Raw genomic sequence first — 23,347 nt, 5'->3', positions numbered from 1 at the left:
GTTTCTGCCGTTTCTGCCGTTTCTGCCGTTTCTGCCGTTTCTGCCGTTTCTGCCGTTTCTGCCGTTTCTGCCGTTTCTGCCGTTTCTGCCGCGTCCGCCTCAGCCGCCTCAGCCGCCTCAGCCGCCGCAAAGCCCAGCGAACACCGCCCGCACATCGTCGCTGTGGTCGCTTTTGACCGCATCAGCCCATTTCATCTTTCGGTGCCGTGCGTGGTCTTCGGCGAGGACCGCAGCGGCGGCGGCGTCCCTAGCTTCGATTTCCGCGTCTGCGCAGCCGAACCCGGCCCACTGACGACGACCGCAGGATTCTCGATTGCCGTCACTCATGGACTCGAAGCGCTCGCCGAAGCCCATACGATCATCGTGCCAAGTTGGCGCGATCCCGCCGAGCCGCCGCCGGTCGCATTGCTCGACGCGTTGCGCGCGGCCCACGCGCGCGGCGCGCAACTCGTCGGCCTATGTCTCGGCGCGTTCGTGCTGGCTGCCGCCGGGATACTCAACGACCGCCCGGCGTCCACGCACTGGGCGTGGGCCGACGACTTCGCGCGCCGCTACCCGCGCGCCAAGCTCGATCGCGACGTCCTCTATATCGACGACGGCAACGTGCTGACATCGGCGGGCACGGCTGCCGGGCTCGATTGCTGCCTGCACGTGTTGCGCAAGATGTGTGGCGCGGAGGTGGCGAACTTTGTCGCGCGGCGGCTGGTGGTGTCGCCGCACCGGCAAGGCGGCCAGGCGCAATACATCCAGCAGCCGGTGCCGCCGAACGTCCGCGAAGACCGGCTGTCGGGTCTGCTCGACTGGGTGTGCGGCAACCTCGACGCGCCCCATACGCTCGACAGCCTCGCCGCGCGCGCACTGATGAGCCGGCGCACGTTCACGCGACGCTTCAGGCTCGCCACCGGCACGACGGTCGGCGCATGGCTGCTCGCGCAGCGTCTCGCACGCGCGCAGCAGTTGCTGGAGAGTTCGGACGAGTCGGTGGAGGCGATTGCGGGCATCGCCGGCTTTGGGTCGGCGGCGTCATTGCGTCAACATTTCGCGGACGCCTTTCGCACGTCGCCTTCGGCATGGCGAAGAGAGTTTCGCGGCGCGTGACGCGTGTGGGACAGGAGGTGCCGCGTGACACACTCGAGGCGAAGCCGCGGGTGCACGGCGTCGGAGCGATGAAGCAAATGCGGTGTGCGAAGCGACGCCATTTCGTAGTCGGTCACCGCGATTTCGTAGTGGCGCCGGCACGACATTCGGCTCGCACGCTGCGCCTTTGTGCTTGTGCCGATCGCGCGGCGCGATCGCGCGGTGGCCAGGCCACCAGTGGTTCTGTCAGCGCTCGCTGATCCAGCGCGCCACATACAGCAGAAGCGCGACGAGAAAAATCATCGCCGCCCAAGCCCAGTTGGGCACGGCGTGCGGTGTGGGCTCAGGGTGCGATACGCCATGCGACACACTCGCCGCTCGTCCGCCGAGCGCGTTGCCGTGCTCGGCACGAGTGCGCCGCGCAACGCCGCCAGGCGCGATGGGCCGCAAAAACACATGCTGGCGGCGCGCCGCCGAGCCGCGCGCGCGGTTCGGACCCTGCCCATGCTTTGCACGCACGACCGCGCTGAATTCGGCGAAGAAATCGTCGGCGAGATGGTGAAGCGCGTTTTCCAGCTGACGCGTCGGCAATTCCGCAAGCGGCCCGGAGGATGTCGCCCAGATCGTGTAGTCGATCCGCGTACCACGCTCGGCGCCGGCAAACGCGCCCTCTTCCGCGCGCAGGCGCACTTCGATCTGTCCGCGCAGTGAGCCGATACCTTCGGCGCGCGCCTTGAAATTGATGGTGCGGCGCTCTGCATCGGCCGGGCCGGAATCCTGGCCGGCGACGTGCGCGCGTGCTTCGTAACGTGCGCGCAACGGCCCGAGCGGCACCGTCATGGCAAGCGCGTATTCGCCGTGCGAAAGGCGTGTGAACGACTCGCAATTGTCGAGGCTGGCGCGCAGGAGCGCGAGATCTTGCAACGCGTCCCAGACATCGGACGGCGCAAGTGGAATCCGTAACGCGTCGTTCAGTTCCATCCCAGCCTCCCGACAAACGCGCGACTGCGGATCAGGATGTCTGATCGATGCGGTCGACGCGCGATGAGTAAAACGCCAGATACCCTTTGATGCGGGCGGCCTGTTCGAACGGTGTCTCGTAAGTCCATACGGCGTTTTCGATCAGGCCGTCCTCGGTGCGCAGATGGAAGTACGACGCCTCGCCCTTGAACGGACAGTGCGACGTGTGCGCCGAGCGTTCGAGCCGCGCCATGTTCACGTCTTCGCGCGGGAAATAAAACACGTCGGGCAGACCGGTTTCGGCAAGCGTGAGCGCCGCGTGCGTGTCGGCCATCGTCACGCCGCCGTGTATCACCCGCACCCGGTGATGATTGCCCGTTATCGCGATGGCGTGCCCGCCGGTGGACTTGCCCGGGCTTGCGTGAGGTGTCAAGGCATCGCTCATGTCTCGGCTCCGTGAAGGTGTGCAGTCGTGCAAACAGCAAAGCCACGGGACCAAGCCCGTGGCTTCATTATCGGTCAAACTCCCCGCGATTGTGCGGCCTCGATGCTGCATGCCGACCAGCCCCGCGTTTACTGCGTGTTCCAGTAGAACGCCGCTTTCGCCGTGCCTTTTGCCGGCACCGTCAACGCCTTCGACTGGTCGCGGTCCTTGTATGCCGCATGCACCGTGTAGCGGCCGGGGCGCAGTTTCACGAGCATGTACGGCCCGCGCGACGTGGTGCTCAGCACCTCGCCGTTGTGTGCATCGACGATTCGCACGTGGACGTCGGCCAGGTAGTCCGAGCCCGGACCCGTAAAGCGCAGTGACAGCGGCCACTGGTTCTGCGCCTGCTGCAGCGCCTTGGACTCGTCCAGACCGACGCCGCCCGAGACGAACGAAACGTCGCCTTGTTGCTGGATCTGCGGCAGACCTCCGCCGTTGGCGTTGCCTGCGCTCGTCTGGTCGGCGGTAGTCCCGCCGGTTACTTCGCTCGCCTGCTGCGCGTACGCGCCGCCCACCAGACCGAGAGTGAGCGCCACGCTGGCCGCGGCGGCTACGATCTTTCGCTGAGTGCGTTGGTTTTTCATCGATTTGCTCCTTATTGACGTCCTTATCCGGTGCCCGTCGATGGGACCGGATTCAGGATGACGCAACCGGCGTGCCACGCAGCCGCCCGGGCAGTCGGGAAACCGCTGCTTCGCACGCCCCATGCCGCCAGGCGCCTCGCTTGCAATTTCGGACGGACCAAGAAAAAGCCGGGCTGTCTGCAGTAAGTGCAAACAGACCGGCAGGGGTTACTTCATATGTTGCGCGCGATGTGACGCGAAATCGGGACGCCAGGCGGGCCGCCGGTCAACCCAGGTCGACCGGCACGAAAATCTGTGCGTTGTCCCGCTGGATCAGCAAAGCGATGCTATTACCCGCGCCGGAGATCATCTGCTTTAACTGGTCGACGCTCGTCACCGGCCGGCCATTGACCGCGAGAATCACGTCGCCCGGCTGGATGCCCGCGCTTTCCGCCGCGCCGCCCGACTGCTGCACGAGAAGACCGTGCGAGATCGAAGCACTGCTCTTCTCTTCCGGCGTCAGCGGGCGCACGGCCACGCCGAGCCGGCCTTGTAATTGCGCCGGCTGATCGGCTTTGTCCGAGGCAAGCTTCGTATCCGACAACGAGCCGATCGTCACCTTCAGATCCTTCGTGCCCTTGTCGCGCCACACCTGCACCGTCGCCGTGCTGCCAGGAGCGAGACCCGCGATCTGCGAGGGCAGCGCCGACGAATCGCTCACCGGCTCGCCGTTCACCGAAAGAATCACGTCGCCCGGCTGCAAGCCAGCCTTCGCGGCCGGGCCGCCCGGATCGACGGAGCTGACGAGCGCGCCTTGCGGCTTTTGCATGCCGAACGAATTCGCCAGCGTCTGATTCATGCCTTGCACCGCGACGCCCAGACGCCCGCGGTTCACGTGACCGGTCTTGACGATGTCGTCCTTGACCTTGATCGCTTCATTGATCGGGATTGCGAACGAAAGCCCCTGGAAGCCGCCGGTCTGCGAGTAGATCATCGAATTGATGCCGATTACCTCGCCTTGCAGATTGAACAGCGGCCCGCCGGAGTTGCCCGGATTCACCGGCACGTCGGTCTGAATGAACGGCGTGTAGTTCTCGTTCGGCAGCGAACGCGACTTCGCGCTGATGATGCCCGAGGTCACCGTATTGTCGAAACCGTACGGCGAGCCGATCGCCACGACCCACTGGCCGACCTTGCTCTGGCGCGGGTCGCCGATCTTCACGGTCGGCAGATTGCTTGCGTCGATCTTCAGCACCGCGACGTCGGACTGCTTGTCGGCGCCGACTACTTTTGCCTTGAATTCGCGCTTGTCGGTGAGCTTCACCGTGACAATGTTTGCGCCGTCCACCACATGCGCGTTGGTCAGGATATAGCCGTCGCTGCTGACGATAAACCCGGAACCGAGGCTCGCGCTCGGCTGGTCGGGTGCATCGCCGCCGTCGCCGCCCTGCATGCCCGGCATGCCGCCGAAAAAGTGTTTGTAGAACTGGTAGAACGGATCGCTAGGATCGATCGGCAACTGATTGCCGCCGCCCGCGCCGCCGTTGCCGCGCAAAGCCGTGCGCTTGACGACATGCTTCGCGCTGATGTTGACGACGGCCGGCCCGTACGTTTCGACGAGACCGGAGAAATCGGGAATGCCGGTTTTCGCGGCGGCTTCGGCGGGCATCATCGCGGCTTGCGCCGGCGTGATGACCTGCGGCGCGGGCACATCGCGATGGCCCGCCACATAGCCGGCGGACAGCGCCACGGCGACAGCCGCTGCAACAGCGCTGCGGGACAAGGTTTTCGCGTTCATCGTGTACTCCTGACTGGAGAAAGAAACTCGGATGTCAGGAAGCGTACGGGGCATCGCTTAAAAGAGTCTTAAGCAGCGACAGATCGTGTTTAAGCCTTGTTTCAGGCATTTTTCGTCGTCAAGCGAATTGAAAGCTCACGCTCAGAAACGCACGGTGACCTGCAAGCCGCCCGCCGGCGATTCGTCGAGCGACACCGCCGCGTGATGTTGCGTAGCGATGCGGCGCACGATCGCAAGGCCGAGTCCGCTGCCGGCCACGTCGGTACGCATGCGATTTTCGCCCGCCCCCGCGCGGTAAAAGCGGTCGAACACGCGCTCGCGCTCGGCCGGCTCGATGCCCGGTCCGCTGTCGGCGATACGCACGAGTGGATGACCACCTTCAACATGCAGACTCACATCGACGCGCCCGCCTCGAGGCGTGTACTTGGTCGCGTTATCGACGAGATTGTTGAACATCACGCGCAGCGACTCGGGATCGCCGATCACGGTGGCCGCCTCGCTCGCCTCGATGCCGAGATCGACGCCGCGATCCTGAGCAAGCGGCGCATATGCCAGCACGCAGTCTTGCAGCAACGCGCGCAAGTCGACGGCATCGGTCGCGGCGAGGCCGTCGGGTTCCGAGCGCGCGAGCGCGAGCAGTTGCTCGGCAAGACGTGTCGCGCGGGTCACGCCCGCTTGCAGATCGGCAAGCGCTTCGCTGCGCGCCGCGTCGTCTTTTGCGCGCGCCACCAGTTGCGATTGAATCTGGACCGCGGCAAGCGGCGTGCGCAACTCATGCGCGGCATCGGCGACGAACGCCTTCTGGATGTCGAGCGCGGTGGCGAGCCGTTGCAACAGGCCGTTCAGCGCGCGCACGAGCGGCTGCACTTCTAGCGGCAAGCGCTGATCGGGCAACGGATCGAGCGCCTCCGGATGACGTGTGTCGAGCGCGCTCGTCACGCGCCGCAAAGGTCGCAACCCGCGTCCGATGATCACCCACACTGCAAGCCCGAGCGCCGGCAGCAGCACGATCAACGGCCACAACGTGCGTAATGCGACGTCGGCGGCGAGGCGGTTGCGCACGGACAGCGGCTGCGCCAACTGCACGACGTTATCGCCGACGATCGCACCGTACACGCGCCAGTCGCCGCGATCAGTATGCTCGGTCGAGAAGCCGAGTTCGGCGCGCGGCGCGAGCGGCGCGCGCGGCCGCGAGTAGTACATGAGCACGCCGTTGCGATTCCAGATTTGCAGCACGATGCCTTCGTCGCCGGTATCGCGCGAGCCGAGCACTTGTGAGAACGGTTCGGACGGCAGCGCCGCCGCGATCTGCTCCAGCTGGTAATCGAACAGTTCGTTGGCTTCGGCAAGGGCCTGGCGGTAAATCAGCCAGCCCGCGATGCCGACGCCGAGCAGCACGAGCGCGAGCAGCCACACCAGCAATTGACGGCGAATCGATCGCATGGGCTCAGGCTTCCTTCGCGATCATGTAGCCGAGGCCGCGGACATTACGGATGAGGTCCGCGCCGAGCTTCTTGCGCAGCGCGTGAATGTAGACCTCGACGGTATTACTGCCGATTTCCTCGCCCCAGCCGTACATTTTTTCTTCCAGCTGACTCTTCGAAAGCACCGCGCCCGGCCGCGCGAGCAGCGCTTCGAGCAGCGCAAACTCGCGCGCCGACAAGGCGACCGGCGCGCCGTCGAGCGTGACCTGATGCGAAGCCGGATCGAGCGTGAGGTTGCCGTGGCGGATCGTCGAATCGCTGCGGCCGGATTGACGGCGGATCAGCGCCCGCATGCGCGCGCCGAGTTCGTCGAGATCGAATGGCTTGACGAGATAATCGTCAGCGCCGGCATCGAGGCCCTTCACGCGGTCGGCCACCGCGTCGCGCGCCGTGACGATCAGCACCGGCAATGCGTGGCCCCGCGCGCGCAGCGTGCGCAATACGTCGAGGCCGTCGCGCCTGGGCAGGCCGAGGTCTAGCAGCACGAGGTCATAAGGCTGACTGCCCGCCGCGCTGAGCGCCGCTTCGCCGTCTTCCACCCAGTCGACCGCGAAGCCTTCGCCGCGCAGCGCCTTGCGCACGCCCTCGGCGATCATCCGGTCGTCTTCGACTAGCAAGATGCGCATGGTCACGTTTCCTCAACATTCGATGATGCCGCATTCTAGCGCTCGCCCCGACATGCGCACCCTGTGACGCTTTTTTCACCGCAGGCCGACGGCATGTCACTACAATGGGCGCTTTGCGTCGCGTGGCGGTTTCAAAGGTTTAGCTCACCGTGGTACGCGAGCTATTCGTGCTGCGTCGGTTGAGTCGGTGCTGCGTCGAGTTCCGCTGCGCGCCAGCACGAACGGCCAACGCCGCATGAGCAGCGGCGCATCATGCAACCGCTCTGCGCACCTTCGCGCCATGCTTCTTCACGTTTTGAATTGCCGCGTGCTCCACGCCCTGACATTTTGCTTTCTCGCCCGTCCATGACGCACGCTTTCCTGTCTTTCGCCGCACGCTATCTTCGTCATGCAACGCTGCGCTCAAATTTGACGTCCGCTTTCACCGCATCGTTCTTTGCCTCCGCTGTTTTCGTGTCGCCGCGCCGCCTGGCGCCGCGCGCGGGCGCGTCGCTGCTCATCTGCGCGGCGCTCGCCGGCGGCACGTCGCTGCCGCTTGCCGCACAGGCGCGCGTCAGGACGACACATCCGAGCGTCAACGTCAGCACCGTGCTGCCGCAATCGGTGATGATCGGCTTGCAGCGCGCGCACGTGCCGTTGTCGTCGATCAGCGTGGTCGTCGAAAAAGTCGGCGACCGCACGCCCATCGTCGCGCTGAACGCAGGCAAGCCGATGATGCCCGCCTCGACGATGAAGCTCGTCACCACTTACTCCGGTCTGTCGATTCTGGGCCCCGACTACCGCTGGCGCACCAACGCCTACGCCGACGGCACAGTCGACGCCAACGGCGTGCTGCACGGCAATCTCTACATTCAAGGCACGGGCGACCCCAAGCTCGTGCCCGAGGAACTGATCGACCTGGTGCAGAAGATCCACAAAGCGGGGATTCGCGGCATCGACGGCACGCTCGTGCTCGACAAGCGCTACTTCGATCCGTCGACGCGCGATCTGCCGCCGTTCGACGACGACGCGAGCGCGCCGTACAACGTCGGCCCCGATCCGCTGCTGTACGCATTCAAATCGCTGTCGTTCACGCTGACGCCGTCATCGGACGGCACGGTGGCGATCGACGTGCTGCCCGCCCTCGCGCAGTTGCAGATCGACAATCAGATGCGCGCGGTCAACGGCCCGTGCCGCGGCGATGCCGCAGCCGTATCGCCCACCGTCACGGCGACGCCGAGCGGCACCGTCGTCGCCTCGTTCGCAGGCGACTATTCGGTGCGCTGCGGCCCGCGCACGGTCAACGTCGCCGTGCTCGATCACTCGGCGTTCTTCGCGGGCGGCTTCCTTGCTCTGTGGCAGCAGACGGGCGGCACCTTCAGCGGCGCGACGCGCGAAGGCGCGGTGCCGCTCGGCGCAAAACTGGTGGCCACGCATCAGGGGCCGGTGCTGTCGGACATCGTTCGCGACATCAACAAGTTCAGCAACAACACGATGGCGCGCAACCTGTTTCTGTCGATCGGCGCGGCAGAAGAAAAGGCGCCGGCGACACCCGCCAAGTCGGCTCGCGCAATCGAGGCCTTCCTGCGGCGCGACAGCATCGACATGGAATATCTGACGCTCGACAACGGCTCGGGCCTCTCGCGCGACGAGCACATCACCGCGCTGTCGCTCGCCGACCTGCTGCAACGCGCCAATGCGAGTCCGGTCGCCCAGGTGTTCGTGCAGTCTCTGCCGATCGCGGGAGTCGACGGCACCATGCGCAACCGCCTGACCAACCAGGGCGCAGGCGGCAACGCACAGATCAAGACCGGCACGTTGCGCGACGTGCGGGCGATCGCGGGCTACGTGGCCTCGGCGGACGGCAACAGCTATGTCGTGGTGAGCTTCATCAACGATCCGCATTCCGAAGCCGCGCGCGCCGCGCACGACGCGCTGCTTGAATGGGTGTATCAAGGACCGACCGCGGGCTTTAGCAAAGTGTCGGCGTCTGCCGCCGAACCAGCCAGCGTGACCCCGCGCGGCAAGCCCAGGAAAAACCCGCGCAAGCGCGGCGCCCATTGAGGATTCCTTCTAGCGAAGGCGGCGCGCGCTAAGACCTTAAGCGTGTACGCTGTCGGGCAGTGTTCGACACGCGCGGCACGCTCGCACAGCAACACGACAAAACACCGCGGCATGGCACGCGGCGACAAGGGACCACGGAGGAAGACACCATGCAATTCGATGCCGAATTGCTGCTGCTCGCCCTGGCGCCAGTCTTTCTCGCATGTATCGGCTGGGAGGCGTGGCATCTGCGGCGAACGCGCCCCGGCGCGCAGCTCTACAGCTGGCGCGACACGCTGTGCAATGCAGCGCTCGCGCTCATGCAGCAAGCCGCCGACAAGCTCGCGTGGCTCGCCATCGTCCCCGTCTATGCGTTTTTCTACGACAACTACCGCGTACACACCTGGCGCGCGGGCTGGCTCTCGTTTGCTGTGCTGTTCGTCGCGCAGGATCTGCTGTACTACGTGTTCCACCGTTGCAGCCATCGCGTGCGCTGGCTGTGGGCCGCGCATGTCGTGCATCACTCGTCGGAGCGGATGAATTTTTCGACCGCGTTCCGTCAGAGCCTGATGTATCCGGTCGCGGGCATGTGGCTCTTCTGGATTCCGCTTGCCGTGCTCGGCTTTCCGCCGAAGCAGATTGTCGCGATCGTGCTGATCAACCTGGGTTTCCAGTTTTTCGTGCATACGCAGGTGATCGGTAAATTCGGCGGCAAGCTCGGCTGGCTCGAGTACGCGTTCAACACGCCGTCCATTCATCGCGTGCATCATGCGCGCAACGACCGCTATATCGACCGCAACTATGCCGGCGTGCTCGTGATCTGGGACCGGCTCTTCGGCAGCTACGTCGACGAAGATCCGCGCGAGCCGCCGGAGTACGGCATCGTCGAGCCGCTCCATACCTATAACCCGCTGAAGGCGACGTTCCACGAATGGGCGTCGATGGCGCGCGACTTCGCGAGCGTGCGCGGCGTGCGCAACAAGTTGCGCGCACTGTTCGCACCGCCCGCATGGGCCGCCGATTATCACGCGCGCCGCGGGGCCGGCTCAACGGCCGCGCATGCGCAAGCCAGCATCAACGACAACAACGACATGGCCGCGTTTTCCGCAAGACGCAGACCGTAGAAGATTCTGTAAGCTGTCGTCACGCCGCCGACGCGGCGGACGCGGCCTGCAATATATGGCGCAAGGGCCAAACATACGAGGAGATGTAGCCAACATGAAGCAAACAGCATCGAGGAAACATTGGTTGCGCGTCACGCAGACTGCCATCGCGAGCACGGCGTTCACGCTGCTCGCCGCTTGTGGCGGTGGCGGCGGCGACAACAACAACGCCAGCAACACACCTGCGGGCGGCGTCAAATTGCAGGTTGTGTCGTTCGGCGACAGCCTGTCGGACGTCGGCACGTATGCGCCGGTGATTCAGGCGAGCTTCGGCGGCGGCCGCTTCACGACCAATCCGGGTGAAGTGTGGACGCAGAAAGTGGCCGAGTATTACGGCGACACCCTGAAGCCGGCGTACCTGGGCGGCTTCGGCCAGCCGCTGGTCGCGGCGGGCGGCTACGGTTATGCGCAGGGCGGCTCGGACGTCGTCAACGCTCAAGGCAAAGGTTGGGCACCGAATAACATGGCGGCCACGACGGTGCCGATCGTAAGTCAGGTCGCGAACTACCTCGGCTCCCACACGAGCTTCAACTCGAACCAGCTCGTGCTCGTGAACGGCGGCGCGAACGACATCTTCCAGTTCGCGGAAAACACCGCAAACCTGACAGCGCTCGGCACCGCGCTACAGACGCAATACCCGTTGCTGGTGCAAGCGGGCCAGTTGCCGAACACGCAGGCAGGCCAGGTCGCGTTTATCGTCGGCTACCTGCAACAGCTGGCTAACCCGCAGGTCGCCCAAGCCGCTGCCCAGCTGGCCGCGCAAGTCAAGACGATTGTCGGCGCGGGTGCGACCCACGTGGTGGTGTCGACGGTGCCGGACATCGGCAATACGCCGCTCGGCGTCGCAGCCAACGCGAAGACGCCGGGTTCGGCCGCGCTGCTGTCGGGAATCGCCGCCGCGTATAACTATCTCTTCGTTCAGAACCTCACGGCCCTCGGCCTCGTAGGTACGGGCAAAGTGATCGTGGTCGACGCGTTCGCGTGGCAGGATCAGCAGTTGCCGAACTACAAGGCGCTCGGCTTCACGGTGTCCAACACCGACACAGCGTGTAACCTGAGCGCGATGCAGGCCAACGCAACGGCTTACGCCCGGGCCAATCCGGCCGCAACCAACGGCCTGACTCCGGAGCAGTACGGCAGCCAGTTCGCCTCTTCGCTCTTCTGCTCGCCGCAAACCTACACGGTGGCCGGCGCCGACCAGACTTACATGTTCGCGGACACGGTCCACCCGAGCACGCACATGCACGCGTTGTTCGCGCAGTACGTCCAGCAGCAGATCGCGGCTACCGGGCTCGGTAAATAAGCGGAGTTCAAAAGACCGCGCGTGACGCGGTCTTTTGCTGCGAAGGACGGAATGAAAAACGCCTGGCCCATCGATTCTGTCGATTGCGGCTAGGCGTTTTTTTGTTGGGCGCTTGCCCGGCACCCCGAAGCACGTCGCGGGGAGCGAGCGCTCAGGCGTGGCTTTGCGCTTCGAAAGCGGCAGCGGCGCGGCCCAGACGGTCATTGACCGCAATCCATTCGATCGTGTCCGGCAACTTCTCGATCAATATGCGCGTGACGTTGGCACGATCGAGCGCTCTCAGCAAGCCGTACAGTTCGCGTGCATACACATGCGGATCTTCGGGGGCCGCAATGAAATGCACGCCTTCTGCGTCGGCCCAATGTCCGGCGCGGGAAGCACGCGCGACCAGCGCGACGCGCTCGCCTGGTTCCCGAGCGGCCAGCAACGGTTCGAGTGCGGTGAATGGCAACAGGGCCAACGGGGTGCGAGGCGCGTAATGCGCCTTCAACGTGCCCGACGCACGCGGCGCGGTTGCGTCCGAGCCGTCGGGAAGGCGCGGCGCTTCACCGAGCACGTCGGCGATATCTTGCGGCGTGACGCGGCCTGGCCGCAGCAGCGCCGGAAAGCCGCGCGACAGATCGACAATGGTCGATTCGATGCCGACGTCGGACGCGCCGCCGTCGAGCACATGAATCGCGCTGCCGAACTCCTCGCGAACATGCTGCGCGGTGGTCGGACTTACGTGCCCAAACCGGTTCGCGGACGGCGCCGCGACGCCGCCATGTCCGTCGCGCAACGTGCTGAACGCCTCGAGCAACGCTTGCGCCACCGGATGCGACGGACAGCGCAGCCCAACGGAGTCCTGCCCGCCGCTAACCGCCGACGGTATGCGCGCTGCACGCTTCAGGATCAACGTAAGCGGCCCAGGCCAGAACGCGTCGATCAGACGCTGCGCCTCTTGCGGCAAATGCTCGACCCAGTAGTTCGGATCGCCCTGCGGCGCCAGATGCACGATCACCGGATGATTCGCCGGACGGCCCTTCGCCGCATAGATGCGCGCGACCGCGTCCGGGTTCTCCGCGTCGCCGCCGAGGCCGTAGACCGTCTCCGTGGGAAACGCGACGAGACCGCCCGCGTCAAGCAGCGCCGCCGCGTGCTCGATCTGGGCGGCGCTGACAGGCAGCGCATTTTCGGCGGCTTCGCCAGGTCCGGCGGGNTTCTGCTGATCGGGCATGGCGCGCGCGTCAGCTCGTGGCGATATGCAAGAGCCGCGCACAATCGCGCGCCGCCGTGCGGGCTTCTTCGAGCGTCGCGGCCGTGAAGTTCACGTGGCCCATCTTGCGGCCGCAACGCGCCTCTTCCTTGCCGTACAGATGCAGACGCGCCGCCGGCATCGCCGCGACCTCGTGCCAGGGCGGCGTGACCGACGCGCCCTTCGGGCCGTTCGGGAACCACACGTCGCCGAGAATGTTCAGCATGACTGCCGGCGAATGCTGACGCGCGTCGCCAAGCGGCATGCCGGTCATGGCGCGCACCTGCTGTTCGAACTGGCTGGTCGCGCAGGCGTCGACGGTGTAATGCCCGGAGTTGTGCGGACGCGGCGCCATTTCATTGGCGACGAGCGAGCCGTCTTCGAGAATGAAGAATTCGACGCACAGCACGCCGACATAACCGAGCTTGTCGGCGATTTGCAGCGCGGCCTGCTGCGCCTGCTCGACGAGCGTCGGGCTCGCGTCCGGCGCCGGAACGATGGTGTGCGACAGCACGCCGTCGCGATGGGTGTTCTGCGCGAGCGGGTACACAACGGACGCGCCGTTGGCCGCGCGTGCGATCAGCGCGGAGACTTCGAACTTGAGCGGCAAACGCTTTTCCAGCACGCACGGCACGCCAGCGAGCGATGCATGCGCCTCGCGCACTTCCTCGGCGTTGCGTACGCGAATCTGGCCTTTGCCGTCGTAGCCCATGCGGGCTGTTTTGAGGATGCCGGGCAGCACGGCTTCGAGCTTCGCATCGTCGATTGCGGCGAGCGCGTCCGACGATTCAATCACGACATGCGGCGCGACCGTCACGCCCGACGACGCGATAAAGCGCTTTTCGGCGATGCGATCCTGGGCCACGGCGACGCAACGGCCGGCCGGGCTCACGAAGGTGGTCTTCGCGAGAAAGTCGAGGCTCGCGGCCGGCACGTTCTCGAATTCGGTCGACACCGCCGCGCACAGCCGCGCCAGTTCGGTCAGCGACGCTTCGTCGTCATATGCGGCGCGCAGGTGGCGGTCGGCGACCGAGCCCGCCGGACTGTTTTCGTCCGGATCGAGCACGGCGACGCGGTAGCCCATTGCCTGAGCGGCAAAGCAGAACATGCGGCCGAGCTGGCCGCCACCGACCATGCCAAGCCATGCGCCGGGCAGAATCGGTGAAACCGGTGTGTTGTCTGGATTCATCTTAGTGGTCGGTCGCGGCCGGGGCTCGCCTGCGGTTATACAACTGCTGCAATTTCTGCAACTCCCGCAAGGGCAAGCGTCCGGCCGGTAGGTCAGACAGTGGTCGTGCTGGTATCAATCAACTGTCAATCAGGTCCGTTTGCGAGCTCGTGCGTTAGCTCGTGTGTGAGCTCGTTTTTCGGTCCGTTTGTTGGTGCGTTTGGTGGTCCGTTTGTTGGTGCGTTTGTCCGTGCGTTCGTCGGGCCTTCATGGTCTTTCATTGGCGCGTGATCGGCCCGCGCGTGAGCCATCAGTCAGCCCACGCGTTCACAGCGCCGGCAACACCATCGCATGCGCCGCCTCGTTCTGGCGCACGCGAAATGCCGCGAGCTTCTCTGCATATTCAGCGCTCGTGCCGCTCAGAATCGACACAGCGAACAGCGCCGCATTCGCCGCGCCCGCTTCGCCGATCGCAAACGTCGCGACGGGCACGCCCTTGGGCATCTGCACGATCGAATGCAACGAATCGACGCCCTTCAGATATTTGCTCGCCACCGGCACGCCGAGCACCGGCACCGTGGTCTTGGCCGCCAGCATGCCCGGCAGATGCGCCGCGCCGCCCGCGCCCGCGATGATCGCGCGGATACCGCGTTCACGCGCGCTTTCAGCATAGGCGAACATTTCGTCCGGCATGCGGTGCGCGGAGACCACCTTCGCCTCGTACGGCACGCCGAATTCCTGCAGAATCGCCACGGCGTTTTTCATTACTTCCCAGTCGGAACTGGAGCCCATCAGCACGCCGATAACTGGCGCGCCATGCGTATGGGCGGTCTGTGCTTCACTCATCTTGCGGCTTCCTTTTCTCGAACGGCGCGGATCTGATCAGGCGAGCTTGTGCCCGGTCAGGCGTTCGAGCGCTTCCTGGTACTTCTCGCCCGTCTTCTGGACTACGTCGTCCGGCAGCTTCGGAGCGGGCGGCTCTTTCGCCCAGTCCTGCGTTTCGAGCCAGTCGCGCACGAACTGCTTGTCGAACGACGGCGGATTGGTGCCGACCTGATACTGGTCGGCCGGCCAGAAGCGCGACGAATCGGCGGTAAGCGCCTCGTCCATCAGATACAGCTTGCCGTGATTGTCCAGACCGAATTCGAACTTCGTATCCGCGATGATGATGCCGCGCGTGGCCGCGTAATCCGCAGCTTCCTTGTACAGCCTGATCGAGATGTCGCGAATCGTGGCCGACAGTTCGGTGCCGATGCGGCGTTCCATCTCGTTGTAGGTGATGTTTTCGTCGTGATGGCCCATTTCGGCCTTGGCTGCCGGAGTGAAGATCGGCTCGGGCAACTTCTGCGCGTTTTGCAGACCCGGCGGCAATTCGACGCCGCACACCGAACCAGTGGCCTGGTAGTCTTTCCAGCCGCTGCCGGCCAGATAGCCTCGCACCACGGCTTCCACGAGGATCGGCTCGAGACGCTTCACGACCACCGCGCGGCCCTTGACCTGCTCGACCTCGTCCGCCGCCACGACAGATTCAGGCGCCACGCCCGTCAGGTGATTCGGCACCACGTGCTTCAGCTTCTCGAACCAAAAATTCGCCATTTCGTTGAGCACGCGTCCCTTATTCGGAATCGGCTCGCCCATGATGACGTCGAACGCCGACAGACGGTCGGTTGTCACGATCAGCAACTGGTCGTTGCCCACCGCATAGTTGTCGCGGACTTTACCGCGGCCGAGCAGCGGCAGCGAGCGGAGCGTGGATTCGTAAAGGGTAGACATCGTCGTGGTTCGCTAAAAGTGAGGCAAAAGTGTGACCGGAACAAAAGGGAAACGCCGTTCCCCGGATGATGCGGGAACGGCGATCTAACGACAACCTGGCCAAACGGCCAGGTACAGACTCAAACGCTGACGCAAATACCGCTTAACGAACGACTTGTGCGAGTTCGCCCGACTTGTACTTCTCCGCGATTTTATCAAGCGAAACCGGCTTGATCTTGCCGGCCTGGCCTTCGCAGCCGAATTGCGTGTAACGCTCGATGCAAATCTTCATCGCGGCTTCACGCGCCGGCTTCAGATAATCGCGCGGATCGAACTTGCCCGGATTGGTCGCCATGTAGCGGCGGATCGCGCCGGTGATCGCGAGGCGCAGGTCCGTATCGATATTGACCTTGCGCACGCCGTGCTTGATGCCTTCCTGGATTTCCTCGACCGGCACGCCGTAGGTTTCCTTCATGTCGCCGCCGAATTCGCGGATTTCCGCGAGCAGTTCCTGCGGCACCGACGACGAACCGTGCATCACCAGGTGCGTGTTCGGAATGCGCTGGTGAATTTCCTTGATGCGCTGGATCGACAGAATGTCGCCCGTCGGCTTCTTGCTGAACTTGTACGCGCCGTGCGACGTGCCTATCGCGATCGCCAACGCGTCGCATTGCGTCAGCTTGACGAAGTCGGCGGCCTGCTCCGGATCGGTCAGCAGCTGCTCGCGCGTCATCGTGCCTTCCGCGCCGTGGCCGTCTTCCTTGTCGCCCTTCATGGTTTCCAGCGAACCCAGCACGCCCAGTTCCGCTTCGACCGTCACGCCGATCGAGTGCGCGGCCTCGACCACCTTGCGCGACACCTCGACGTTGTACTCGTAAGAAGCGACAGTCTTGCCGTCGGCTTCCAGCGAGCCGTCCATCATCACGCTGGTGAAGCCGCTGCGGATCGCTGCCATGCAGACCGCCGGCGACTGGCCGTGGTCCTGGTGCATCACGACCGGAATGTGCGGATAGGACTCGACCGCCGCTTCGATCAGATGACGCAGGAACGCTTCGCCCGCGTACTTACGGGCACCGGCCGAAGCCTGCATGATGACCGGTGCGTTGACCTTGTCGGCCGCCGCCATGATCGCCTGCACCTGCTCCAGGTTGTTCACGTTGAATGCCGGAAGCCCGTAGCCGTTTTCAGCGGCATGGTCCAGCAGTTGACGCATTGATACGAGAGGCATGCTGTAACTCCTTAGATTGAAACGAATTCTTTGCCGCCGGCATCTTGTGGGCGATCTTCTCGCGAAGCAAGCCGCATACCCCGCAGGCACCGTCGCTAAAGTGCGGGGCGTTCCTTCAAGCCACGCGCGCAAGCTGAGCCGGTGCGCCGCCTCTCGCGGGGCATGACAGCCAGGTTCGCTCAATCAAGCCTGTGCCGGTCGAGCAGTCTGCTGTCGACCACAGTGGGCGCTTTGCGCCGTACTCTGGTCCCATGCAAAGCAGTTACTCCGGTCTCATGCAAAAAAAGTTGTCGACCGAGGTCGGCAAAAGCCCCTGCCCCGGTCGCATGCAACGCCGTCGCTGCAGGTCAATACGGCTCGCCGACCCGCACGATCTTCAGCGTGTTCGTGCCGCCCGCCTGCCCCATCGGCTCGCCGACGGTCAGCACGACCATGTCGCCACGCGACGCATAACCCTTGCCGACCACCGTCTCCAACGCCTGTTGCAACGCCGTGTCGCGGTCGGTGTTGGTGTCGAGATGCAGCGACGTCACGTTGCGGTACAGCGCCATTGCCCGCTCGCTGCCGACGCGCGGCGTGAGCGCGAAAATCGGCACGTGCGTCCAGTGACGCGACATCCACAGCGCGGTCGAACCGGATTCGGTCAACGCCACAATCGCCTTCGCGCCCAGGTGATAGGCGGTGAAGAGCGCGCCCATCGCGATCGACTGGTCGATACGCGTGAACGTGCGGTCGAGAAAATCGCGGTCCAGCTCCGACTGTTCAGACTTTTCGGCTTCGACGCAGATTGCGGCCATCGTCTCGATGGTCTGCACCGGATACTTGCCCGCCGCCGATTCCGCCGACAGCATCACCGCGTCGGTGCCGTCCAACACCGCGTTCGCGACGTCCGACACTTCGGCGCGGGTCGGCACCGGCGCGTAGATCATCGACTCCATCATCTGCGTGGCGGTGATCACGAACTTGTTCGACTCGCGCGCCATACGAATCATCCGCTTTTGCAGCGCGGGGACTGCGGCATTCCCCACTTCCACGGCCAGATCGCCGCGCGCGACCATGATGCCGTCCGATGCGTCCAGAATGCCTTGCAGCGCCGGAATGGCTTCCGCGCGCTCAATCTTGGCGATCATCTTCGGCTTGATGCCGTAAGGCGCGCCGGCGATGTTGGCCAGTTGGCGAGCCATTTCCATGTCGGTCGCGTTCTTCGGAAACGATACCGCGACAAAATCGACGCCGAGCGACATCGCCGTGCGGATGTCTTCCATGTCTTTGGCAGTCAGCGCGGGCGCGGACAGACCGCCGCCCTGGCGGTTGATGCCCTTGTTGTTCGACAGGTCGCCGCCGATCTTCACGACCGTATGAATTTCGTTGCCGATCACGCGTTGCACGTTCAGCACGATGAGGCCGTCGTTGAGCAGCAGCACGTCGCCCGGCTTCAGATCGCGCGGCAGGTCCTTGTAGTCGAGACCGGCGCGTTCCTCGTTGCCGAGTTCGCAGTCGGCGTCGAGAATGAACGGCTCGCCGGAGACGAGCGTGACCTTGCCGTTTTCGAATTTGCCGACCCGGATTTTCGGGCCTTGCAGGTCCGCCATGATGGCGACCTCGCGGCCGGCCTGGCGAGCCGCCTCGCGCACGAATTCGGCGCGCTGGCGGTGGTCGTCGGCGGTGCCGTGCGAGAAATTGAGCCGCACCACGTCGGCGCCTGCCTGAATCATTTGCAGCAGGATCTCCGGCGTGCTGGAAGCCGGTCCGATGGTAGCGACAATCTTGGTGGCGCGATGCATGAGTCTCCTCGTCTGGATAGGATCGCTGGAAAGAGCGCTGCGAGTCGGATGCGGAGGCTGCGCACCGAAGGATGCTGCCGGGGGCTGCGCGCCGGTTGAAACCAGCGTCGCTTTATGGGGTGATGCGGTATTCGAAACCGGCACGCGGGGCGCCGGCGGGGGTGCAAGCGTGACTTCGGCGTCCGGGAGTTCTGCCGGCGGCACGGCGGATTCGTGAGCTATGACGCTGGACGATTCCTCTGTGTCGCCCGCAGTGGTCGACTCCACGGGCGCGGAAGGCGGCCCGGATGCTTCTGGCTGGCCGACTGCCTGGGTGGCTTCGCCGACAGCCGCCAGCGCTGTGGCAACTGTGTCGGCAAGCGCGGATTCCTGCGCCGCCGTTGCGGCGTCGGAGCGCGCTGCACGCTCCCCTGCCGCTGCTGCCGCGGTGTCGCGCGGCTTGCCGCGCTGACCGTTCGCTTTTGCAGACTTCGCCGTGGGGGAGCGCGTCGCCACGTTAAGCCCGCGATTCCAGAACTTCGACCGCCGGCAGCTTTTTGCCTTCGAGGAACTCGAGGAAGGCGCCGCCGCCCGTTGAGATATAGCTGACCTTGTCGTGGATGCCGTACTTGGCGATCGCAGCAAGCGTATCGCCGCCGCCCGCAATCGAGAACGCGGACGATCTCGCGATCGCGTCAGCCAGCGTCTTCGTGCCGTTGCCGAACTGATCGAATTCGAACACGCCGACCGGACCGTTCCACACGATGGTGCCGGCCTTTTCCAGTTGCGCGGCGAGCACCTTCGAGGTTTCCGGTCCGATGTCGAGGATCAGATCGTCGTCTTCCACATCGGCGACGGCCTTGATTTCAGCCTTGGCGGTCGGCGAAAACTCCTTGGCCGTCACAACGTCGGTCGGAATCGGCACCGAGGCGCCGCGCGCTTTCGCCGCGTCGATGATGGCTTTGGCTTCGTTCACCAGATCCGCTTCCGCCAGCGACCTGCCGATCTTCAGGCCCGCGGCCAGCATGAACGTATTGGCGATGCCGCCGCCCACGATCAGCTGATCGACCTTCTCTGCCAGCGACTTCAGAATGGTGAGCTTGGTCGACACCTTCGAACCCGCGACGATTGCCACCAGCGGACGCTTCGGCGCGCCGAGCGCCTTGCCGAGCGCTTCAAGCTCGGCGGCCAGCAGCGGGCCGGCGCAAGCCAACGGCGCATATTTCGCGATGCCGTGCGTGGTCGCTTCAGCGCGGTGCGCGGTGCCGAACGCGTCATTCACATAGATGTCGCAGAGCTTCGCCATTTTCTGCGCGAGCTCGTCGGAATCTTTCTTTTCGCCCTTGTTGACGCGGCAGTTTTCCAGCAGCACGACCTGGCCCGGCGCGACGTTCACGCCGTTTTCGACCCAGTTCGCGACGAGCGGCACGTCGCGGCCGAGCAGTTCGGCGAAACGCTTTGCGACCGGCGCGAGCGAATCTTCCGGCTTGAAATCGCCCTCGGTCGGGCGGCCTAGGTGCGACGTGACCATTACGGCCGCGCCCGCGTCGAGCGCTGCCTTGACGGCCGGCACCGACGCGCGGATGCGGGTGTCTTCGGTGATGTTGCCTTGATCGTCCTGCGGCACGTTCAGATCGGCGCGGATGAACACTCGTTTGCCGGATAGCTTGCCTTCGGCGATCAGATCGGAGAGACGCAATACCTTGTTCATGGGCTCTTGTGCATGCGAGTTGATGGGAAGGCGGCGGCGGACGGCGCACGGGGCTTTGAGCGCGGTGAACTTCAGCGCCTCGGCACGGCGGCTCCACAAAGTCGGGGGCCGGCGGCAAGGCCGCGGCACAGGCGCCAGGCATCGGCGCGGTCATCCCGGAAAGCGGCATTTTAACTTATCCGAACTGCCTTCAGACCCGCGAACGGGCGAATGTCCCGTATTCGAATGCGACGCGCCGCATGCCGCAGCGCAGCATCGGCGCAACTGGAATTACATGAAGAGACGCAATATCGTGAACACGATCATTCCGACGACGATTGTCCCAAGCATGGTGCGGCGCCACAAAAACCACCCGAGGCCCGCGAGCGTCGCGTAGAACTCGTGGTTGGACGGCGCGAACGACAGCCCTTCCGGCGTCGCCAGCACGTCGGGCAGCACCACTGCCGCCAGCGCCGCGGCGGGCGCGTAGCGCAGCATCCGCTGAACGCGCGCGGGCAAAACCGTGCGCTCGCCGCCGATTAGAAACATCGCGCGTGTCACTGCGGTGACGAAGGTCATGCCGAGAATAGCCAGCCAGACTTCGGTGGATGTCATCGGGAATCTCCCGCACCGCTGCGGATGCGCCGCAAGTCGGCGCGCTCGATCATCAGATCGGCCGCGCTGCCGGCGATGATCGCGGCGATCACCGCCAGCGGCAGCCCGAGCCGGTACGGAAGATCGAACGCGAGCAGCGAAACGATGCCCGCGATGCTGACCGCCACTAGCGTGGAGCGCGTCGCGATTGCCGCCACCATGATCGGCAGCAGCGCGAGCGTGCCGGCGAGCGCGAGCCCCCAGTTGTCGGGAATCAGGCTCGCGAGCAGGATGCCCACGATCGACGCGACCTGCCACGACAACCAGCTGCTCACCGCCATCCCCCAGAAGTACGCCTCCTTGCCGGGCACGTAGCCGGTGGGGAAGTTCTTCTTCACGAACAGCAGATAGATCACGTCGCCGTTGAAGTAGCCGAGCAGGATGCGCCGCCACATCGACAGATAGGAAAAGTGCGGCGCGAGGCCGACGCTGAAGATCACGAAACGCATATTGACCATCGCTGCGGTGAGCAGCACGGTCCAGATCGGCAGCTTGGCGGCGAGGAGCGGCAGCACCGCCAGCTGCGACGAACCGGCGTAGCACAGCAGCGACATGGCGAGCGCCTGCGGCAGCGTAAGCACGGACTTGCTCATCGCGATGCCGGTGACGAGGCCCCACGAGCAGATCGCCATGAGCGTGGGCGAATAGTCGCGCGCGCCCTCACGGAAGGCGCGGCGATCGATATCTGACAGACGAGAGAGCATGAGGCGAAAAAGCGCCGGCGCAGAAGGCCGCGATGAGGGAAATCGGCGCCAGGTCGTCGAGCACCCGCTGGCGCATCCGGATGTGAATTATGCGTGCGCCGAATTATAGCGCCGGAACTGCGTCCGAATGCCCGTTCCGTGTGCAAAAGACGCTAAAATGACGCTCTTCGCTGCACCCCACCGGAAAGCGCCGGCACATACCGGCTTTCCCGCCCCCTCGGGGGCCTGACGCAAGGCGGCGGGCCTGGGGGCTCAGATAAACACGCACCTGCTGGAGAATCGTATGTCAATGGCCGACCGCGACGGCAAGATCTGGATGGATGGCAAGCTGATCGACTGGCGCGATGCCAAGATCCACGTCCTGACCCACACGCTGCATTACGGCATGGGCGTTTTCGAAGGCGTGCGCGCCTACAAGACGGCAGACGGGGGCACCGCGATCTTCCGTTTGCAGGAACACACCAAGCGTCTCCTGAACTCGGCCAAGATTTTCCAGATGGACGTGCCGTTCGACCACGAAACGCTCGCTGCCGCGCAACGCGAAGTGGTGCGCGAAAACAAGCTCGAGTCGTGCTATCTGCGCCCCATCATCTGGGTCGGTTCGGAAAAGCTCGGCGTCTCGGCCAAGGGCAACACCATCCACGTGGCGATCGCGGCGTGGCCGTGGGGCGCTTACCTCGGTGAAGACGGGATCGCCAAGGGCATCCGCGTCAAGACTTCGTCGTTCACGCGGCATCACGTGAATGTGTCGATGGTCCGCGCGAAGGCGTCGGGCTGGTACGTGAACTCGATCCTCGCCAACCAGGAAGCCATCGCCGACGGCTACGACGAAGCGCTGCTGCTCGACGTCGACGGCTACGTGTCGGAAGGCTCGGGCGAAAACTTCTTCCTCGTGAACAACGGCAAGCTGTACACGCCGGACCTGTCGTCGTGCCTCGACGGCATCACGCGCGACACGGTCATCACGCTCGCGCGCGACATGGGCATTCCGGTGATCGAGAAGCGCATCACCCGCGACGAGGTCTACACCTGCGACGAAGCGTTCTTCACCGGCACCGCCGCAGAAGTCACGCCAATCCGCGAACTGGACAACCGCACCATCGGCGCGGGCGCGCGCGGCCCGATCACCGAGAAGCTACAGTCCGGCTTCTTCGACATCGTCAACGGCAAGAGCGAGAAGTACGCGCACTGGCTGACCAAGATCTAACGCACGCTGCGCCAACTTTCGGGCGCGTCCGTTTGACGACGGCCCGACACGGCGCACCGCACGCACCCTGCATACAACGAGAAAGTCTCATGAGCGATATCAAGGAAATGCCGCTGGTCGAACTGACGGCAAAAGACCTCCCGGCGTACTGCCCGAATCCGGCCATGCCGCGCTGGAGCGCGCATCCGCGTGTCTTTATCGACGTCACGCATGGCGAAGCGCGCTGCCCCTATTGCAGCACGCGTTACAAGCTGCGCGACGGCGAAGTGATCAAAGGCCACTGAATCCGTTCCCTGAACGCTGTTCGCCCGCGGCATCGGCTGACTGACTGATTGCCTGGGCTTGCAATGCATGCTTTCGCCGAAGGCGGCGCCGAGCGTGTTGCGCGATGCCTTGCCGGGCAGAGTCCGCAATAACGCAAGAACGCGCGCGGCAGCGAGCAGAACAGCCAACCGGACGCGTTG

Annotated in this window: 22 protein-coding genes; 6 read left to right on the top strand and 16 right to left on the bottom strand. The window is 64.7% G+C overall.

Translation table 11 applies throughout. The annotated features are described in order from the left end of the window. On the bottom strand, nt 1–182 hold a 182-nt coding region (locus F759_RS43630), incomplete at its 3' end, for a hypothetical protein (RefSeq protein ID WP_152530622.1). Between F759_RS43630 and F759_RS0112920 the strand changes: the two genes are divergently transcribed. Continuing rightward, on the top strand, nt 154–1,098 hold the full coding sequence (locus F759_RS0112920; protein ID WP_051377228.1) for a helix-turn-helix domain-containing protein: 945 nt from the start codon (nt 154–156) through the stop codon (nt 1,096–1,098). The two genes, F759_RS43630 and F759_RS0112920, sit on opposite strands and share 29 nt — an antisense overlap. 225 nt (nt 1,099–1,323) lie before the next feature. Here the strand turns inward: F759_RS0112920 and F759_RS0112915 are convergent, their stop codons facing one another. The 6 genes from F759_RS0112915 to F759_RS0112890 all read right to left on the bottom strand — a co-directional run bounded on the left by F759_RS0112915 (nt 1,324) and on the right by F759_RS0112890 (nt 6,995). Beyond that, on the bottom strand, nt 1,324–2,058 hold the full coding sequence (locus F759_RS0112915) for a CoxG family protein (protein WP_027800229.1): 735 nt from the start codon (nt 2,056–2,058) through the stop codon (nt 1,324–1,326). Between the two features lie 31 nt (nt 2,059–2,089). Then, nucleotides 2,090–2,482, bottom strand: a complete 393-nt coding sequence (locus tag F759_RS0112910; protein ID WP_027800228.1) for a DUF427 domain-containing protein — start codon at nt 2,480–2,482, stop codon at nt 2,090–2,092. 128 nt (nt 2,483–2,610) lie between these two features. After that, entirely contained in the window at nt 2,611–3,108 is a 498-nt protein-coding gene (locus tag F759_RS0112905) for a hypothetical protein (protein WP_027800227.1), read from the bottom strand. A gap of 265 nt (nt 3,109–3,373) precedes the next feature. Beyond that, the gene (locus tag F759_RS0112900; RefSeq protein ID WP_027800226.1) at nt 3,374–4,885 is read right to left on the bottom strand and encodes a DegQ family serine endoprotease; all 1,512 of its coding nucleotides are present in this window, start codon (nt 4,883–4,885) and stop codon (nt 3,374–3,376) included. Between the two features lie 141 nt (nt 4,886–5,026). After that, entirely contained in the window at nt 5,027–6,328 is a 1,302-nt protein-coding gene (locus F759_RS0112895; protein WP_027800225.1) for an ATP-binding protein, read from the bottom strand. Between the two features lie 4 nt (nt 6,329–6,332). After that, complete coding sequence (locus F759_RS0112890; RefSeq protein ID WP_027800224.1) at nt 6,333–6,995, bottom strand: response regulator; 663 nt, start codon at nt 6,993–6,995, stop codon at nt 6,333–6,335. Between the two features lie 345 nt (nt 6,996–7,340). On the opposite strand from F759_RS0112890, the gene dacB reads away from it, so the two are divergent. From dacB to F759_RS0112870, 3 genes are all read left to right on the top strand, one after another. Beyond that, nucleotides 7,341–9,038 (top strand): D-alanyl-D-alanine carboxypeptidase/D-alanyl-D-alanine endopeptidase, encoded by a 1,698-nt coding sequence (gene dacB, locus F759_RS0112880; RefSeq protein WP_027800222.1) that lies wholly within the window; start codon nt 7,341–7,343, stop codon nt 9,036–9,038. A 149-nt stretch (nt 9,039–9,187) separates the two neighbouring features. Next, nucleotides 9,188–10,141, top strand: a complete 954-nt coding sequence (locus F759_RS0112875; RefSeq protein WP_027800221.1) for a sterol desaturase family protein — start codon at nt 9,188–9,190, stop codon at nt 10,139–10,141. Between the two features lie 94 nt (nt 10,142–10,235). Continuing rightward, nucleotides 10,236–11,483, top strand: a complete 1,248-nt coding sequence (locus F759_RS0112870; RefSeq protein ID WP_027800220.1) for an SGNH/GDSL hydrolase family protein — start codon at nt 10,236–10,238, stop codon at nt 11,481–11,483. Nucleotides 11,484–11,634: 151 nt separating this feature from the next. Here the strand turns inward: F759_RS0112870 and F759_RS0112865 are convergent, their stop codons facing one another. The 9 genes from F759_RS0112865 to F759_RS0112825 form a co-directional block, all read right to left on the bottom strand. Then, complete coding sequence (locus tag F759_RS0112865; RefSeq protein WP_027800219.1) at nt 11,635–12,699, bottom strand: L-threonylcarbamoyladenylate synthase; 1,065 nt, start codon at nt 12,697–12,699, stop codon at nt 11,635–11,637. A 10-nt stretch (nt 12,700–12,709) separates the two neighbouring features. Beyond that, a complete protein-coding gene (locus F759_RS0112860) occupies nt 12,710–13,906 on the bottom strand; it encodes a 5-(carboxyamino)imidazole ribonucleotide synthase (protein WP_027800218.1) in 1,197 nt (398 codons plus the stop codon). Nucleotides 13,907–14,212: 306 nt separating this feature from the next. Then, on the bottom strand, nt 14,213–14,731 hold the full coding sequence (gene purE / locus F759_RS0112855; protein ID WP_027800217.1) for a 5-(carboxyamino)imidazole ribonucleotide mutase: 519 nt from the start codon (nt 14,729–14,731) through the stop codon (nt 14,213–14,215). A 36-nt stretch (nt 14,732–14,767) separates the two neighbouring features. Then, entirely contained in the window at nt 14,768–15,658 is an 891-nt protein-coding gene (locus F759_RS0112850; protein WP_006049977.1) for a phosphoribosylaminoimidazolesuccinocarboxamide synthase, read from the bottom strand. Between the two features lie 142 nt (nt 15,659–15,800). Further along, complete coding sequence (gene fba, locus F759_RS0112845) at nt 15,801–16,865, bottom strand: class II fructose-bisphosphate aldolase (protein ID WP_006049976.1); 1,065 nt, start codon at nt 16,863–16,865, stop codon at nt 15,801–15,803. 347 nt (nt 16,866–17,212) lie between these two features. Then, nucleotides 17,213–18,649: a pyruvate kinase gene (gene pyk, locus F759_RS0112840; protein WP_027800216.1), complete on the bottom strand. Its 1,437-nt coding sequence runs from the start codon at nt 18,647–18,649 to the stop codon at nt 17,213–17,215. A 496-nt stretch (nt 18,650–19,145) separates the two neighbouring features. After that, nucleotides 19,146–20,339, bottom strand: coding sequence for a phosphoglycerate kinase (locus tag F759_RS0112835; RefSeq protein ID WP_027800215.1), 1,194 nt, complete (start codon nt 20,337–20,339; stop codon nt 19,146–19,148). Between the two features lie 270 nt (nt 20,340–20,609). Continuing rightward, the gene (locus tag F759_RS0112830) at nt 20,610–20,933 is read right to left on the bottom strand and encodes an AzlD domain-containing protein (protein ID WP_027800214.1); all 324 of its coding nucleotides are present in this window, start codon (nt 20,931–20,933) and stop codon (nt 20,610–20,612) included. Next, complete coding sequence (locus tag F759_RS0112825) at nt 20,930–21,676, bottom strand: AzlC family ABC transporter permease (protein ID WP_027800213.1); 747 nt, start codon at nt 21,674–21,676, stop codon at nt 20,930–20,932. The genes F759_RS0112830 and F759_RS0112825 overlap by 4 nt, the downstream gene beginning before the upstream one ends. Before the next feature lie 283 nt (nt 21,677–21,959). Here F759_RS0112825 and F759_RS0112815 point away from each other — a divergent pair, with 283 nt between their 5' ends. Further along, nucleotides 21,960–22,883: a branched-chain amino acid transaminase gene (locus F759_RS0112815; RefSeq protein ID WP_020069237.1), complete on the top strand. Its 924-nt coding sequence runs from the start codon at nt 21,960–21,962 to the stop codon at nt 22,881–22,883. Nucleotides 22,884–22,972: 89 nt separating this feature from the next. Further along, nucleotides 22,973–23,167: a zinc-finger domain-containing protein gene (locus F759_RS0112810; protein ID WP_020069238.1), complete on the top strand. Its 195-nt coding sequence runs from the start codon at nt 22,973–22,975 to the stop codon at nt 23,165–23,167. The last annotated feature ends 180 nt before the right edge of the window (nt 23,168–23,347 follow it).

This window comes from Paraburkholderia dilworthii, from assembly GCF_000472525.1.
Classification (GTDB): domain Bacteria; phylum Pseudomonadota; class Gammaproteobacteria; order Burkholderiales; family Burkholderiaceae; genus Paraburkholderia; species Paraburkholderia dilworthii.
The sequence above is the reverse complement of the archived record's forward strand: the minus strand, read 5'-3'. Positions and strand labels throughout refer to the sequence as shown.

What these genes read in the sequence shown, in the direction of transcription:
- F759_RS0112915 (WP_027800229.1), bottom strand. Translation starts at nt 2,058, where the DNA reads ATGGAACTGAACGACGCGTTACGGATTCCACTTGCGCCGTCCGATGTC.
- F759_RS0112910 (WP_027800228.1), bottom strand. Translation starts at nt 2,482, where the DNA reads ATGAGCGATGCCTTGACACCTCACGCAAGCCCGGGCAAGTCCACCGGC.
- F759_RS0112905 (WP_027800227.1), bottom strand. Translation starts at nt 3,108, where the DNA reads ATGAAAAACCAACGCACTCAGCGAAAGATCGTAGCCGCCGCGGCCAGC.
- F759_RS0112900 (WP_027800226.1), bottom strand. Translation starts at nt 4,885, where the DNA reads ATGAACGCGAAAACCTTGTCCCGCAGCGCTGTTGCAGCGGCTGTCGCC.
- F759_RS0112895 (WP_027800225.1), bottom strand. Translation starts at nt 6,328, where the DNA reads ATGCGATCGATTCGCCGTCAATTGCTGGTGTGGCTGCTCGCGCTCGTG.
- F759_RS0112890 (WP_027800224.1), bottom strand. Translation starts at nt 6,995, where the DNA reads ATGCGCATCTTGCTAGTCGAAGACGACCGGATGATCGCCGAGGGCGTG.
- dacB (WP_027800222.1), top strand. Translation starts at nt 7,341, where the DNA reads ATGACGCACGCTTTCCTGTCTTTCGCCGCACGCTATCTTCGTCATGCA.
- F759_RS0112875 (WP_027800221.1), top strand. Translation starts at nt 9,188, where the DNA reads ATGCAATTCGATGCCGAATTGCTGCTGCTCGCCCTGGCGCCAGTCTTT.
- F759_RS0112870 (WP_027800220.1), top strand. Translation starts at nt 10,236, where the DNA reads ATGAAGCAAACAGCATCGAGGAAACATTGGTTGCGCGTCACGCAGACT.
- F759_RS0112860 (WP_027800218.1), bottom strand. Translation starts at nt 13,906, where the DNA reads ATGAATCCAGACAACACACCGGTTTCACCGATTCTGCCCGGCGCATGG.
- purE (WP_027800217.1), bottom strand. Translation starts at nt 14,731, where the DNA reads ATGAGTGAAGCACAGACCGCCCATACGCATGGCGCGCCAGTTATCGGC.
- F759_RS0112850 (WP_006049977.1), bottom strand. Translation starts at nt 15,658, where the DNA reads ATGTCTACCCTTTACGAATCCACGCTCCGCTCGCTGCCGCTGCTCGGC.
- fba (WP_006049976.1), bottom strand. Translation starts at nt 16,865, where the DNA reads ATGCCTCTCGTATCAATGCGTCAACTGCTGGACCATGCCGCTGAAAAC.
- pyk (WP_027800216.1), bottom strand. Translation starts at nt 18,649, where the DNA reads ATGCATCGCGCCACCAAGATTGTCGCTACCATCGGACCGGCTTCCAGC.
- F759_RS0112835 (WP_027800215.1), bottom strand. Translation starts at nt 20,339, where the DNA reads ATGAACAAGGTATTGCGTCTCTCCGATCTGATCGCCGAAGGCAAGCTA.
- F759_RS0112830 (WP_027800214.1), bottom strand. Translation starts at nt 20,933, where the DNA reads ATGACATCCACCGAAGTCTGGCTGGCTATTCTCGGCATGACCTTCGTC.
- F759_RS0112825 (WP_027800213.1), bottom strand. Translation starts at nt 21,676, where the DNA reads ATGCTCTCTCGTCTGTCAGATATCGATCGCCGCGCCTTCCGTGAGGGC.
- F759_RS0112815 (WP_020069237.1), top strand. Translation starts at nt 21,960, where the DNA reads ATGTCAATGGCCGACCGCGACGGCAAGATCTGGATGGATGGCAAGCTG.
- F759_RS0112810 (WP_020069238.1), top strand. Translation starts at nt 22,973, where the DNA reads ATGAGCGATATCAAGGAAATGCCGCTGGTCGAACTGACGGCAAAAGAC.